Raw genomic sequence first — 14,025 nt, forward strand, 5'->3', positions numbered from 1 at the left:
TAGTTATTTTTTAGCTTTTTTGAGAAGACTTAATTCATCAATTCGAGTAAGTCTTGTTCTGTTTTAATTTCGATACCCAGTTCTTGTGCCTTTGCGAGCTTCGAACCTGCATTTTCACCAGCAAACAAAATATCGGTTTTCTTAGAAACACTACCCGTCACTTTAGCCCCCAGTGCTTGGAGGGCTTCTTTGGCTTCTGTACGCCCCATTTGAGAAAGTGTTCCCGTTAATACTACTGTTTTACCTTCTAATGGTAATTCCCCCACCTGCTCAGTAGTATTAATCTCTGGCCAATGAATTCCTTGTTCAAGCAAATCTTTAACCACCGCTTGGTTCTGTTCTTCACTAAAGAAAGTCGTAATATGTTGAGCAACCACAGCACCGATGTCTTGCACTTCAATCAACTGCTCTTCGGTAGCATTTTGGATCGCTCCCAACGTTTTAAAGTGCATTGCTAAGTTTGCTGCGGTTGCCTCGCCAACTTCACGGATCCCCAGTGAATACAAAAACCGAGGTAAAGTTGTTTCTTTGGATTTTTCTAACGCATTCACAATATTCTGCGCAGACTTTGGCCCCATGCGATCTAGTACGGTTAAAATCCCCGCTGATAACTTAAATAAGTCAGCAGGAGTTTTCACCATCTCACGATCAACAAGCTGCTCGATCACTTTATCGCCTAAACCGTCAACGTCTAACGCTTTACGAGAAACAAAGTGTTTTAGCGCTTGTTTGCGTTGGGCTTGGCAAACTAAGCCCCCCATACAACGTGTTACCGCTTCTCCTTCGATCCGCTCAACATGCGAACCACAAACAGGACACTGAGTTGGGAAAACAATATCTCGAGCTGTTTCTGGTCGGCGCTCTTTGATGACAGAAACGACTTGCGGAATAACATCGCCAGCACGGCGGATCACAACGTGATCACCAATCTTGACTTGCAGACGTTCTATCTCATCTGCGTTATGAAGCGTCGCATTACTTACCGTTACCCCACCAACAAATACAGGCTCTAGTTTAGCAACAGGTGTAATCGCACCAGTGCGACCGACTTGGAACTCCACTTCATTCAGTGTCGTCATTTCTTCCTGAGCTGGAAATTTGTAGGCAATCGCCCAACGTGGAGCGCGAGCAACAAAACCCAGACGCTCTTGCACGGCAATATCGTCAATTTTAATAACGACACCATCGATCTCATAAGGGAGGGCATCACGACGCTGCAATATATCTTGGTAGTAAGCTTTTACATCCGCCAAGCTTTCAACTCGCTTAGTTTCCGGACACATTGGCAGTCCCCAAGATTTGATTTGCAAAAAGCGTTCGTAATGACTTGCTGCCAATTCTGCACCTTGCACCACGCCTACACTGTATGCATAGAAGCTAAGCGGACGAGAAGCCGTAATACGTGAATCCAATTGTCGTAAGCTACCTGCCGCAGCGTTACGTGGATTAACAAAGATTTTCTCGCCTTTCTTCCTTGCTAATTCATTGAGCTTTTCAAACCCAGCTTTCGGCATAAAGACTTCACCACGAACTTCAAGACGATTTGGCCAGTCATTACCTCTGAGTTTTAAAGGAATAGCTTTAATCGTACGCACATTCTCTGTGATGTTTTCACCCGTAGTACCATCGCCTCGAGTGGCCGCCTGAACTAAAACGCCATTCTCATATAACAAACTTACGGCGAGTCCATCCAATTTAGGCTCACAACAGTATTCTTTCACACTCTGGCTGCCCACGCGCTCTTGTGCGCGCTTGTGGAAACTATCGAGTTCACTATCATCAAACGCGTTATCAAGCGAAAGCATCGGTACTTCATGTGTCACTTGGCTAAACGCAGAGAGAGGTTGCCCACCGACACGTTGGCTTGGCGAGTCTACGGTTATTAAGTCAGGGTTCTCAGCTTCAATATCCAGTAACTCTCGCATTAAACGGTCGTACTCGGCATCAGGGATCTCTGGGTTATCTTCCACGTAGTAACGCACAGCGTGGTAATGCAACGACTCTTTTAGTTCTTCTAGTCGCTGAAGTACTGATTCAGACATAGTAAAGCCCCGTGTATTTTCAATCGGTGAGGTTGGGAAATCCAAGAAAAAGGGCTCCATCCGGAGCCCTATTATTATTTGCTGTTAAGATTATGCGTTAGCGGCATTAAACTCAACTATTTGACGTCGATAAGATGCTAAACGATCTGGCGTCATTAAGTTGCGCTGGTCATCAAGTACGTTACCACCTAAGTCATCAGCAATTTGCTGCGCAGTTCGGAGCATTAAGTTGAAGTTCTGTTCAGCCTCGCCATAACAAGGCAATGTCATGAAGAATGAAATACCCTTCGTTGTAAACTCAGCAGGATCAGCATGTTCAAACGTACCAGGGTGCATCATATTAGCGACGCTAAACAGCACTTTGCCGTTACCGGACAAGTCGACATGACGATGGAAAATATCCATCTCGCCATAAATTAGACCGTTTTGTTGCATACTTTCAAATAAAGCAGTACCAACAAATGGCTCTTCACCAGCACAGTGCACATTCAATACAATCACTTGCATTTCAGGTTCTGGCTTTGGCTCTTCCTTAGGCTCTGCAACGACAGGCTCACTAACCGTTTCGACTTGCTGTTCTTTCTCCGTAATATCAAACGCGGCGGGAATAACTTCTTCTTCCACAGCAGGCTGGAATGGCTCTTCAGCTACTGTTGCTTGAACAACAGGCTCAACGTCCTCTTCTTTATCTTTTTCTGCAACAAATGAAGGGATGTCATCCGGCTCCTGCTGCGTCTGTTTGACTTCAGATGGACCACCGAATAACGGGTCAGATTCAAACTTGTTGTCGAAAGAACTCGCCATCCCAAAATCTGGTTCTTTGCGATCTTTGCGAATGATCTCAAAGTCATCTTCAGGAGCGGGAGCGAAGTCTCGTTCTTTCTCAACAAGATCATTTTTGTCTTCTTGGTCAACATCCAGCTTACCAAGTGGCTTGTTACCAAACTTTGCTTTGCCTTCTTTTTTACTGCTCCATAAACCATGAAACAGTAATGCCGCGATGGCTAATGCGCCAACAACAATGAGTACGAATCGCAATTCCTGCATTATTTACTCTCAATATACTTGTTTTTACTACTCGCAGTTCCTTGAGCAGCAACCCAAGTGCAATAAATCTGAATGATACGTTTACTTTACCAAAACTATATGTAGATTTAGAACAACTTAATGCAAGAAGTTCCGTTTTTTGTTGTGATTCTTGCCACGATTCCACTTAACAAGACGTCATTTGTCAGGGCTTTGAAAGAAAAGTCCTCACAGGTACAATGAGTTTTCATTTACACGAAGCCAAAATAGACATGAAGAAAAACAATCAGCAGAGAACCGGGTTCGGTTATTTTCTATACGGGATACAATTGGCACTAGCCCCTAAAATCAGGCGCTTTGTCATCTTACCTCTACTTGCAAATATCTTGCTTGTAGGTGGTGCCATCTTCTATCTATTTTCAAACCTTAATATATGGATAGAAGGCTGGATTGGGCAGCTGCCTGAGTTTTTATCCTGGTTAACTTACATTCTTTGGCCTTTACTCGCTCTAACGATACTCGCTACCTTCTCCTATTTTTTCAGCACGCTCGCGAACTTTATCGCCGCGCCATTCAATGGCCTCTTGGCTGAAAAAGTGGAAGAGTACTTAACGGGACAAAAAGTAAATGATGATGGTTTCACTGCCGTCCTGAAAGATGTTCCTCGCGTTTTAGCTCGTGAGTGGAGAAAGCTCCTTTACATTTTACCTAAAGCAATAGGCCTATTCCTGTTATTGCTCATCCCTGCCCTTGGACAAACAGTAGGCCCATTTTTATGGTTTATCTTTACCGCCTGGATGCTCGCGATTCAATATTGTGACTACCCGTTTGATAACCACAAAATCCCATTTAACGACATGCGTTACAAATTGAAACAAAAGCAAGGTAAGGCCTATGGCTTTGGGGTATTGGTGTCTGTATTTACGACGATCCCAATTTTGAACCTCATTGTCATGCCTGTAGCAATATGTGGTGCAACCGCTATGTGGGTCGCGGAGTTTAAGCACCAACGATAGTCGATTAGAGATTAAGGAAAGGGATCAGCGCCAGCTTTTCCCTTTTCTTTTATCAAGTTCTGGGCCAACCTAATAAGATATAACTTTTTAATCCTTTTCCCTTTTTTTCATACCGCATATTCTTCTATCCATATTCACACAACGTGTAATGAAGGAACATCACTATGAGCAAAATCTACGAAGATAACTCTCTTACTATTGGTAATACACCTCTCGTTCGTCTAAACAAAGTAAGTAAAGGCAAAGTTCTCGCGAAAATTGAAGCGCGTAACCCTAGCTTCAGTGTTAAGTGCCGTATCGGTGCAAACATGATTTGGGAAGCAGAGAAAGCGGGCCTTCTTAAGCCAGGTGTAGAGCTTGTAGAACCTACCAGTGGTAACACAGGTGTTGCTCTAGCATTCGTAGCGGCTGCTCGCGGTTACAAGCTAACATTGACCATGCCTGAATCAATGAGCCTAGAACGCCGTAAGCTACTAAAAGCACTAGGCGCGAACCTTGAGCTGACTGAAGCGGCGAAAGGCATGAAAGGGGCGATTGCTAAAGCAGAAGAAATCGTAGCAAGCAACCCTGAGAAGTACCTACTTCTTCAACAATTTGACAACCCAGCGAACCCAGAAATCCACGAAAAGACTACGGGCCCTGAGATTTGGGAAGCGACAGACGGTGAAATCGACGTATTCGTTGCTGGTGTTGGTACGGGCGGTACTATCACAGGTACAAGCCGTTACATCAAAGGTGAAAAAGGCAAAGCCATCACTTCTGTTGCAGTTGAGCCAGCAGAGTCTCCGGTTATTGCACAAGCACTTGCTGGCGAAGAAATCCAACCTGCCCCACACAAAATTCAAGGTATCGGTGCTGGTTTCATCCCTGGTAACCTCGATTTAGACATTATTGACCGTGTTGAGCAAGTTACCTCAGAAGAAGCGATTGAGATGGCTCGTCGCCTAATGGAAGAGGAAGGTATCCTAGCTGGTATCTCATCTGGCGCAGCGGTTGTTGCAGCGAACCGACTTGCGGAACTACCTGAATTTGAAGGAAAAACAATTGTAACTGTCTTGCCAAGTTCCGGTGAGCGTTACCTAAGTACAGCACTCTTTGCAGGTATCTTTACCGAAAAAGAGAACCAACAATAATATGTGTTCAAATCAATTTTTAGTTTAAAAAAGCCCCGTTTAGGGGCTTTTTTGTTGATCCCTGCCCTACCTTTGGTAATATCAGGGTGTTTTATTTCTAGCTTCAAAATAAAGAAGCAGAACACAAAAAGGTTTCAAAGTGATTACGCACGCAAACAGTTGCGTAGTTACCAAACTTTTGACTAGTATCAGAACTGACGCGCTTTGAACTCTTCCCGTGCTAGCGCACAAGATGTAAAGCAGTTAAGCTAAAATCTGGTCACAAACTAACAAAAAAATACATTTATTGGGGTATATCACATGTACGAGAAGCAAGTAGAAATCACAGCAGAAAACGGCCTTCACACTCGTCCAGCTGCACAGTTTGTTAAAGAAGCGAAAGCATTCGACGCAGACATCACTGTGACTTCTAACGGTAAAAGCGCTAGCGCTAAGAGCCTGTTCAAACTACAAACACTAGGCCTAGTAAAAGGTACTCAAGTTACTATTTCTGCTGAAGGCCCACAAGCTCAGCAAGCAGTTGACCACCTAGTTGCTCTAATGGACCAACTACACTAATCCGGTCTCCTACTCCAGAAGCCATTTTGTGAAAGCAAAATGGCTTCGTTGGAAATAGGCTCAAAACTAAGCTAAAACTATTCGTTAGCGCACCCATTATTCTCCCGTTTTATAAAGTTGACCAAACTTAAGGTAAGGCTATGATTTCAGGCATCCTAGCATCTCCTGGTATTGCAATCGGTAAAGCACTACTACTTCAAGAAGATGAAATTGTCCTAAACACAAACACTATTTCTGACGATCAAGTAGAAGCTGAAGTTCAGCGTTTCTTTGACGCTCGTAACAAATCTGCAGCTCAGCTAGAAACTATCAAGCAAAAAGCGCTTGAAACGTTTGGCGAAGAAAAAGAAGCGATCTTTGAAGGTCACATCATGCTTCTTGAAGACGAAGAGCTAGAAGAGGAAATCCTAGCACTTATCAAAAACGACAAGATGACTGCTGATCACGCTATCCACTCAGTGATCGAAGAGCAAGCATGTGCTCTTGAGTCTCTAGACGACGAATACTTAAAAGAGCGTGCAACTGACATCCGCGATATCGGTTCTCGTTTTGTTAAGAACGCACTAGGCATCAACATTGTTTCGCTTAGCGATATCAACGAAGAAGTAATTCTTGTTGCTTACGACCTAACGCCATCTGAAACTGCACAAATCAACCTAGACTACGTGCTTGGTTTTGCTTGTGATATCGGCGGTCGTACATCTCACACTTCAATCATGGCTCGCTCACTTGAGCTTCCAGCTATCGTTGGTACTAACGACATCACGAAGAAAGTTAAGAATGGCGACATGCTGATTCTTGACGCAATGAACAACAAGATTGTTGTTAACCCATCAGAAGCTGAGCTAGAAGAAGCGAAAGCGGTTAAAGCAGCATTCCTAGCTGAAAAAGAAGAGCTAGCGAAACTGAAAGACCTACACGCAGAAACGACTGACGGTCACCGTGTAGAAGTTTGCGGTAACATCGGTACAGTGAAAGACTGTGACGGTATCCTTCGTAACGGCGGTGAAGGTGTTGGTCTGTACCGTACTGAATTCCTATTTATGGACCGTACTGCGCTACCAACTGAAGAAGAACAGTACCAAGCGTACAAAGAAGTTGCGGAAGCAATGAACGGTCAAGCTGTGATCATCCGTACTATGGATATCGGCGGCGATAAAGATCTCCCATACATGGATCTTCCAAAAGAGATGAACCCATTCCTAGGCTGGCGCGCTGTACGTATCAGTCTAGATCGTCGTGAAATCCTTCGTGATCAGCTACGTGGCATCCTACGTGCTTCTGCACACGGCAAACTGCGTATCATGTTCCCAATGATCATCTCTGTCGAAGAAATCCGTGAGCTTAAGAAAGCGATCGAAGAGTACAAAGAAGAGCTACGCGCTGAAGGCCACGCGTTCGACGAAAACATCGAAATCGGTGTTATGGTTGAAACTCCTGCTGCTGCTGCGATCGCACACCACTTAGCGAAGGAAGTGTCTTTCTTCTCTATCGGTACAAACGACCTAACTCAGTACACGCTAGCGGTTGACCGTGGTAACGAGATGATTTCTCACCTATACAACCCACTATCACCTGCTGTACTTACTGTGATCAAGCAAGTTATCGACGCTTCTCACGCAGAAGGTAAATGGACTGGTATGTGTGGTGAACTTGCAGGTGACGAGCGTGCAACACTTCTACTTCTAGGTATGGGTCTGGACGAGTTCTCAATGAGCGGTATCTCTATCCCTAAAGTGAAGAAAGTAGTTCGTAACTCTAACTTCGCAGAAGTGAAAGCAATGGCTGAAGAAGCCCTTTCTCTACCGACAGCAGAAGAAATCGAAGCCGTGGTAGAAAAGTTTATTGCTGAGAAAGCTCAGTAATCGGTAGTACCAAGTAATTCAATACTTAATGGCCATTAGACGGCGAAAAAAGTCGTCTAATGAGCTATATTGGTATACTATAATTCGACAGAATAAAACCAAACCTTAGGAGCATGACACAATGGGTCTGTTTGACAAACTTAAGAAGCTTGTATCTGATGACAGCGCTGACGCTGGTGCTATCGAAATCATCGCGCCACTTTCTGGTGAGATTGTAAACATCGAAGACGTGCCAGATGTTGTTTTCGCTGAGAAAATCGTTGGTGACGGTATTGCTATCAAGCCAGCAGGCAACAAAATGGTAGCTCCTGTAAACGGTACTATCGGTAAGATCTTCGAAACTAACCACGCGTTCTCTATCGAGTCTGACGACGGTGTTGAGCTTTTCGTTCACTTCGGTATCGACACAGTTGAACTAAAAGGCGAAGGCTTCACGCGTATCGCTGAAGAAGGTCAAACTGTTAAAGCTGGCGACACTGTAATTGAATTCGATCTAGCTCTTCTAGAAGAGAAAGCGAAGTCAACGCTAACTCCAGTTGTTATCTCTAACATGGACGAAATCAAAGAGCTAAACAAGCTTTCTGGTTCTGTAACTGTTGGTGAAACTCCAGTTCTACGTGTAACTAAGTAATTTTTACTTAATCGAACACGAAAAAAACGCTGCCATTGGCAGCGTTTTTTATTATCTGACTTTTTTCTGAGCGATGTGCATCGCTGAAACACGTTCAACTGAGCAAGCCTAGTGCTGAGCTCGGCCTTTGCTTCGCTTGAGCGAGTAATGCAGTTGTCGCATCTTGGAGCACTTGAGAACGCACCATTTCCGTAGATTCTCTTGCGAAGTCTGTATCTCTTATTCGACTCTTGGATTCTGTAACACTCCGATTCACAGTATTTAAGTTATCCATCGAGCCGTTTACACGGTTCTGAAAGCTGCCAATTTCACTCCGGTGCGAATCAACATACTTAATTGCTGCATCAATCACCCCAATTGAAAGCTGCGCCTTACCTGCCGTCGACATATCGATGTCATCCATTGTGACTAATTGACCAGCGCTCACATCAAGCTCATCCGCTAAACTCCCATCGAGAACCACACCCTCTGGCGCCTTCATCGTAGAAGCGAAGAATTGCAGTTCGTTGTTTTCCGTTACTGAAGCATTCACTATCGATTGTTGAGCATTGATGTAAGTGGCGACCTGTTCTATACGGTCACCCAATTTGAGTCCAATGGATTCCGTTTGGGTTTGCCCTTTACTGTCTTGGTATTCGACTTTTAGGGTTTGGTTATCTTTAGTGACTCGCCAATCTTTATCGACCGCATCACCAACATAATGCTGCCCTCCCATCTCTGGGATATGGCTACGCATGTTACGTAACGTCAAAGAGATTGAATTAGCGTTCGCGCCAATATGGAAACTTTGTGAACCGTAAGATCCATCAAACAGGTTTTTATCCGCAAATGTTGTCGTGATCGCGACACGATCAAGCTCATCTTGCAGCGCTACGACCTCATATTGAATACTTTGCCGATCACTTGAGTCATAACTGCCGTTTGCTGCTTGAAGCCCCAGAGAGCGTAAGCGTTGCAATATGTCACTGCTTTCGTGCAATGCTCCCTCCGCTGTTTGAGCAACAGAAAAAGCGTCGTGCGCATTTCTTAAGGCGACATCAAGCCCTCTCGTTTGTACATGGAGAGTATTCGATATCTGTAAACCTGCCGCATCATCGCTCGCCGAGTTGATTCGAAACCCCGAAGTTAGGTTGCGTTGTGACTCAACATTTTGCGCAGTTGCTTGACTCAGGTGTCTCTGCGCCACCATCGCAGAAACATTGGAATTTAAAGAGATCATCTAATCGATATGAATGCCTTATCGAACATACTGTCAGGACACATCTGAATCGTTATAGCCAATAAGCAAAAAGCCAGGGATGAGCCTGGCTTTGGTTTCTTGCTTTGTTAAATTGATTAACCTAGCAGACTTAGCGCTGAGTTAGGCGCTTGTTTCGCTTGCGCTAGAATTGAGCTTGACGCTTGCGATAGAATTTGTGATTTGGTCATTGCCGTCGTTTCTTTCGCGAAATCTGTATCTTTGATACGGCTCTTCGACGCATTCACGTTCTCGTTAATGTTGTCCAAGTTGCTGATTGCGTGGTTGAAACGGTTCTGGAAAGCACCCAGCTCTGCGCGGTGGCTATCTACGTATTTCAGTGCCGCATCGATGATAGCAACAGATTCTTGTGCGCCACCAACTGAGGTTACGTCGATAGTATCTACCGTTACTTTTTTGCCTTCGCCCAGACCTAGTTCACCAGATAGACCGCCTGAAAACTCGACCTCGCCCTCAACTTTGTTGTTGCCAGCGAAGATTTGCAGTTTACCATCTTGGTCTACTGATGCTTTCACTAGGTCAGTTTGGCCGTTAATGTAAGTCGCAAGCTCTTCGATATCGTCACCCGCTTTTGCGCTGATGTTGATTTCTTGCTCTTGGCCGTAGCTGTCCGTTAGGTTGATTTTTAGGTCATTCTTGCCTTGGGCAACGTTCCAATCTTTACCTTTACCGCTTTCTGCTTGGTAGCTTACACCGCCCATCATTTTGTTGTCTGAGCGCATGTCTTTTAGCTCAAGCATTACCGCTTCGCCGTTATCCGCACCGATTTGGAACGATTTCGCGCCGTGGGTACCGTTTAGCAGCTTGTTACCACCGAAAGAGGTTGTTTCTGCGATGCGGTTTAGTTCGTCGTTGAGTGCGGTCACTTCTTCTTGAATCGCAACACGTTCTGCTTTCGAGTTTGAACCGTTTGCTGATTGCAGAGACAAGTCACGCATACGTTGAAGAATGTTAGTGGTCTCATTCATTGCACCTTCAGCAGTTTGTGCAATCGAGATACCGTCGTTCGCGTTGCGAACCGCTACATCCAAACCACGGCTTTGTACGTTCAAACGGTTCGAGATTTGCAGACCCGCAGCGTCATCTTTTGCACTGTTGATTTTGAAACCCGAAGACAAACGCTCCATAGAAGTTTGTTGAGCTGAGTTTGCGTTGTTTAGGTAACGCTGAGCGGTCATCGCTGATACGTTAGTGTTTACATTCACTGCCATGGTGATTTCTCCAATTGATTTTCCGGTGTAGCGGTTTCCGACGTCTCGGAAAACCAAGTAGTTCTCTCAAAGTTACCTCTATTAACGACACCAAATTCAGAAGCTTTAGAAAAAAGTTTAAAAAAATAACATTGCGAGATTTAGCTAATAAAATTGAAGAAAAGTAAGAAAAAGTGCTCAAGTTTCCACAAATCGAGCCGAGAGGGATAAATTGTATAGAAAACCAGCAAAAGGAAACAATTGAAGATAAGTTCGCAGACGATAGACGTGAAAATTAGAAAAGAAAAAGCCCCTTTTCCTTTGAGAGAACTGGGGCTAGGTTGGTCGCCAGAGCCTATGTGGAGATCAAGAGAAATGAACACATTTCCGGCATACCGAGTGCAACTTTACATTGAAAATGATTGGCAGGTGAGAGATGAGAGAGCCGCTCATTCTATTGTAAAGTTGCTTGCCAAAAGCCTGCATTCCCATCCACGTCTGAATGTATGAGTACAGGCTAAGTAAACTACTGCAATAGTGACATTGCAGAGTTTGGCAACTGTTTCGCTTGAGCAAGAATCGATGTACCTGCCTGTTGCAAAATTTGTGCTTTGGTCATTTGCGTGGTTTCTTTCGCAAAATCTGTATCTTTAATTCGGCTGTTCGAGGCGTCAACGTTTTCTTGGATATTCGCCAAGTTGTTGATGCTGTGACTCAAACGGTTTTGCTTCGCACCTAAGTCTGCACGTTGCGAGTCTACGTATTTCAGTGCCGAATCCAGCACAGAAATCGCGTTTTGAGAACCTTGTACCGTGGTCATATCAATATCTTGTACTGACGTTCTGATAGGTTCATCATTCAGGCCAAGCTCAGATGCTAATCCACCAGAAATAGAAATCTCACCCTGAACGTTTGGATGCGCGACAAAAACTTGCAACTTGCCATCTTCACTTACAGACGCATTAATCATATCAGACTGACCATTAATGTAAGTGGCAAGCTCTTCGATGTCGTCGCCCACTTTGGCATTAATGTTGATTTCTAGATCATCAACATTGCCGTCTTCGTCTTCACCCATACCTGGTAGCGTGATCTTCAAGTCAGATTTAGCTGGGTCAACGCTCCAGTTTTTATCTTTACCGTTCTCAGATAAGAAGGTCACACCGCCCATGCGAGTATCGTCCGCACGAATGCTGGTGAGTCCCATGATCATGGCTTCACCTGAGCTCGCACCAATCTGGAATGCCGCTTCACCGAATGAGCCGTTCAATAGACGACGACCACCAAATGAAGTGGTTTCTGCAATACGGTTTAGCTCGTCAATCAATGCCATTGACTCTTCGTTGATCGCCTGACGCTCAGCTGGAGAGTTAGTACCGTTCGATGATTGAATCGCAAGGTCACGCATTCGTTGCATGACAGAGGTTGCCTCATTCATCGCACCTTCAGCGGTTTGTGCAATCGAGATACCATCGTTCGCGTTACGCATTGCGACATCTAGGCCACGAGACTGTGCAGTTAAGCGGTTAGAGATCTGTAGACCTGCCGCATCATCTTTTGCACTGTTAATCTTATGTCCTGAAGATAAGCGCTCCATCGACGTGTTTAATTCATCAGTCGCTTTGTTTAGGTAACGCTGCGCGGTCATCGCGGAGACGTTAGTACTAACTGTTACAGCCATTTTGCTCTCCTGTTGAGTTCGCAAGCTTTTGCGAAGCGGCCAGCTTTACTCTCATTTGGATAAGCACTGACCGTAAAAGTTACTTGCTAAATCTGCCTTAAACGCAGGGTTTAGAATCTCTAAATCTGTTCTGATATTTTCAATACAATTTGTGTGCCAACTTACGTAAATTATTTAACTACTTTTAAAAGAATCAAATAAACAATAAGTTAGCTTTATCATTAAGCTATTTCCGGTTTGTAAGACTCACCTCACCCCAAGTGTATTGAACGCTGCCCTGTTGCCGCCCGACTTGCCTCCCGCATCATTGCCGCTTTGGGTAAAATCGTGCCGCATGACATCTCAGACTCCCAGGTTACGTCGACTTATCGCGCTTAAGGCTTTGCACATAAGGCATCAAAATCAGACAATGTGTATGAGTGTCATACTAGATGTAGTTAAACAACGTTAGATCTTTGGTCTTACCGAATGCTTGTTGCGATGCCTGTAACGCTCGCGAGTTTTCACTGAACTCGATCACGGCTTTGGAGTAATCCAAGTCCTCAAAGTTGCTCTTCGCTTTTGCCAGAGACAAATTAAAGTCTTCATGATTTTGCTCTTGGATATCCAGCGTACTCAATCGAGCACCGGCATCTGTACGCGCTTTATTCAAATGGATAAAAGCAGCGTGGAATTCTTCTGTCATTTGGTGCAATTTGGCGGTCGCCGACGTATCCGAAACCGATTTGTCTGACCATGCCATTGCATCCTTGAAGGTATCGAAAATGCTGAACTCTGCCCGCTTTTCGATCTCAATGCTGTCACCAGGCGTAATTTGGCCTTTTACGTGCACTTTCAGGCCTTTGTATTCAATCCCTTTCTCTGGAGAAAACTCATCGGCATCCACTACTTTGCCGTTACGCTCTAATTGGTAACCAAATTTGCCGTTATTCATATCGACAAATGTCACGCGATACGCCGCATCATCCTTCGTATCAACGTTAGTGGCTTTGTTTAGCAACAGCTCAGAGCCGTTTTGTAGATCGTAATTCGGCTGATAATCGCCAAATGGGTTTGGTATCTCCATAAACAGCTTGCTGCCAGGATCGTTCATTGGCATCTCGAGCATGCTAGAGACTTTCATTTTGCGCTGATAATCGTCCCCAGCGTATTGAACACTACCGTCTTTATCGCGATAGAATGGTTGGCTTTTTGGCTTAGTACCCGCAAACACGTAGTTACCAGATTCATCTTGCGAGTTCACTAAGTTAAGGAAGTTGTTCGCAATCTCTTCTAACTCACGCTTCTTTGCTTGTCGGTCTTCAGCAGAAAAGGCACCGTTAATCATCTCCATCGTTAAGCGCTTCGACTCGTCGGCAAAATTCTCCGCATTGGCGATATTAACTTCGTGGTTTTCTAGACGATTACGCACCAACACTATCGAGCTAAGATATTGTTGTAGCTGTTCTTGTTGCTGACTAATGTTTTGGATGTAATGCGCAGCGAGGGGGTCGTCACTAGGTTTCAGTAACTTTTTCCCTGAAGCAAGTTGCTCTTGGTTGTGGTGAACCTTATTCTCTTGACGACGCAGATCATTTTGTACGGACTGATAGTTATGGAAACTAGAAATTCGGGTTAGCACTTAT

11 protein-coding genes are annotated in these 14,025 nt (G+C 44.6%); 5 read left to right on the top strand and 6 right to left on the bottom strand.

Features of this window, described 5'->3' with window-relative positions:
- Window positions 1–29 precede the first annotated feature (29 nt).
- Window positions 30–2,042: an NAD-dependent DNA ligase LigA gene (gene ligA / locus MTF70_RS18425; RefSeq protein WP_205460850.1), complete on the bottom strand. Its 2,013-nt coding sequence runs from the start codon at window positions 2,040–2,042 to the stop codon at window positions 30–32.
- Between the two features lie 90 nt (window positions 2,043–2,132).
- Window positions 2,133–3,089, bottom strand: coding sequence for a cell division protein ZipA (zipA, locus tag MTF70_RS18430; RefSeq protein ID WP_017819969.1), 957 nt, complete (start codon window positions 3,087–3,089; stop codon window positions 2,133–2,135).
- Between the two features lie 251 nt (window positions 3,090–3,340).
- Here zipA and cysZ point away from each other — a divergent pair, with 251 nt between their 5' ends.
- From cysZ to crr, 5 genes are all read left to right on the top strand, one after another.
- The gene (cysZ, locus tag MTF70_RS18435) at window positions 3,341–4,084 is read left to right on the top strand and encodes a sulfate transporter CysZ (protein WP_025767003.1); all 744 of its coding nucleotides are present in this window, start codon (window positions 3,341–3,343) and stop codon (window positions 4,082–4,084) included.
- 164 nt (window positions 4,085–4,248) lie between these two features.
- Window positions 4,249–5,217 (top strand): cysteine synthase A, encoded by a 969-nt coding sequence (cysK, locus tag MTF70_RS18440; RefSeq protein WP_005382045.1) that lies wholly within the window; start codon window positions 4,249–4,251, stop codon window positions 5,215–5,217.
- A gap of 300 nt (window positions 5,218–5,517) precedes the next feature.
- Window positions 5,518–5,775 (top strand): HPr family phosphocarrier protein, encoded by a 258-nt coding sequence (locus MTF70_RS18445; RefSeq protein WP_005382043.1) that lies wholly within the window; start codon window positions 5,518–5,520, stop codon window positions 5,773–5,775.
- A gap of 140 nt (window positions 5,776–5,915) precedes the next feature.
- Entirely contained in the window at window positions 5,916–7,640 is a 1,725-nt protein-coding gene (gene ptsI, locus MTF70_RS18450) for a phosphoenolpyruvate-protein phosphotransferase PtsI (protein WP_005389298.1), read from the top strand.
- A gap of 121 nt (window positions 7,641–7,761) precedes the next feature.
- Window positions 7,762–8,271, top strand: coding sequence for a PTS glucose transporter subunit IIA (gene crr, locus MTF70_RS18455; RefSeq protein ID WP_005382041.1), 510 nt, complete (start codon window positions 7,762–7,764; stop codon window positions 8,269–8,271).
- 94 nt (window positions 8,272–8,365) lie between these two features.
- Here the strand turns inward: crr and MTF70_RS18460 are convergent, their stop codons facing one another.
- The 4 genes from MTF70_RS18460 to flgL form a co-directional block, all read right to left on the bottom strand.
- The gene (locus MTF70_RS18460; protein ID WP_025767004.1) at window positions 8,366–9,490 is read right to left on the bottom strand and encodes a flagellin; all 1,125 of its coding nucleotides are present in this window, start codon (window positions 9,488–9,490) and stop codon (window positions 8,366–8,368) included.
- Between the two features lie 116 nt (window positions 9,491–9,606).
- A complete protein-coding gene (locus MTF70_RS18465) occupies window positions 9,607–10,740 on the bottom strand; it encodes a flagellin (protein ID WP_005382039.1) in 1,134 nt (377 codons plus the stop codon).
- A gap of 505 nt (window positions 10,741–11,245) precedes the next feature.
- Window positions 11,246–12,400, bottom strand: a complete 1,155-nt coding sequence (locus MTF70_RS18470) for a flagellin (protein ID WP_042522766.1) — start codon at window positions 12,398–12,400, stop codon at window positions 11,246–11,248.
- 427 nt (window positions 12,401–12,827) lie between these two features.
- Entirely contained in the window at window positions 12,828–14,021 is a 1,194-nt protein-coding gene (gene flgL, locus MTF70_RS18475; protein WP_017634832.1) for a flagellar hook-associated protein FlgL, read from the bottom strand.
- Window positions 14,022–14,025 lie beyond the last annotated feature (4 nt).

This window comes from Vibrio sp. 2CM40D, from assembly GCF_023161825.1.
Classification (GTDB): domain Bacteria; phylum Pseudomonadota; class Gammaproteobacteria; order Enterobacterales; family Vibrionaceae; genus Vibrio; species Vibrio alginolyticus.

Bases quoted from the DNA above. Each gene is read 5' to 3' on its own strand.
- ligA (WP_205460850.1), bottom strand. From the start codon at position 2,042: ATGTCTGAATCAGTACTTCAGCGACTAGAAGAACTAAAAGAGTCGTTG.
- zipA (WP_017819969.1), bottom strand. From the start codon at position 3,089: ATGCAGGAATTGCGATTCGTACTCATTGTTGTTGGCGCATTAGCCATC.
- cysZ (WP_025767003.1), top strand. From the start codon at position 3,341: ATGAAGAAAAACAATCAGCAGAGAACCGGGTTCGGTTATTTTCTATAC.
- cysK (WP_005382045.1), top strand. From the start codon at position 4,249: ATGAGCAAAATCTACGAAGATAACTCTCTTACTATTGGTAATACACCT.
- MTF70_RS18445 (WP_005382043.1), top strand. From the start codon at position 5,518: ATGTACGAGAAGCAAGTAGAAATCACAGCAGAAAACGGCCTTCACACT.
- ptsI (WP_005389298.1), top strand. From the start codon at position 5,916: ATGATTTCAGGCATCCTAGCATCTCCTGGTATTGCAATCGGTAAAGCA.
- crr (WP_005382041.1), top strand. From the start codon at position 7,762: ATGGGTCTGTTTGACAAACTTAAGAAGCTTGTATCTGATGACAGCGCT.
- MTF70_RS18460 (WP_025767004.1), bottom strand. From the start codon at position 9,490: ATGATCTCTTTAAATTCCAATGTTTCTGCGATGGTGGCGCAGAGACAC.
- MTF70_RS18465 (WP_005382039.1), bottom strand. From the start codon at position 10,740: ATGGCAGTGAATGTAAACACTAACGTATCAGCGATGACCGCTCAGCGT.
- MTF70_RS18470 (WP_042522766.1), bottom strand. From the start codon at position 12,400: ATGGCTGTAACAGTTAGTACTAACGTCTCCGCGATGACCGCGCAGCGT.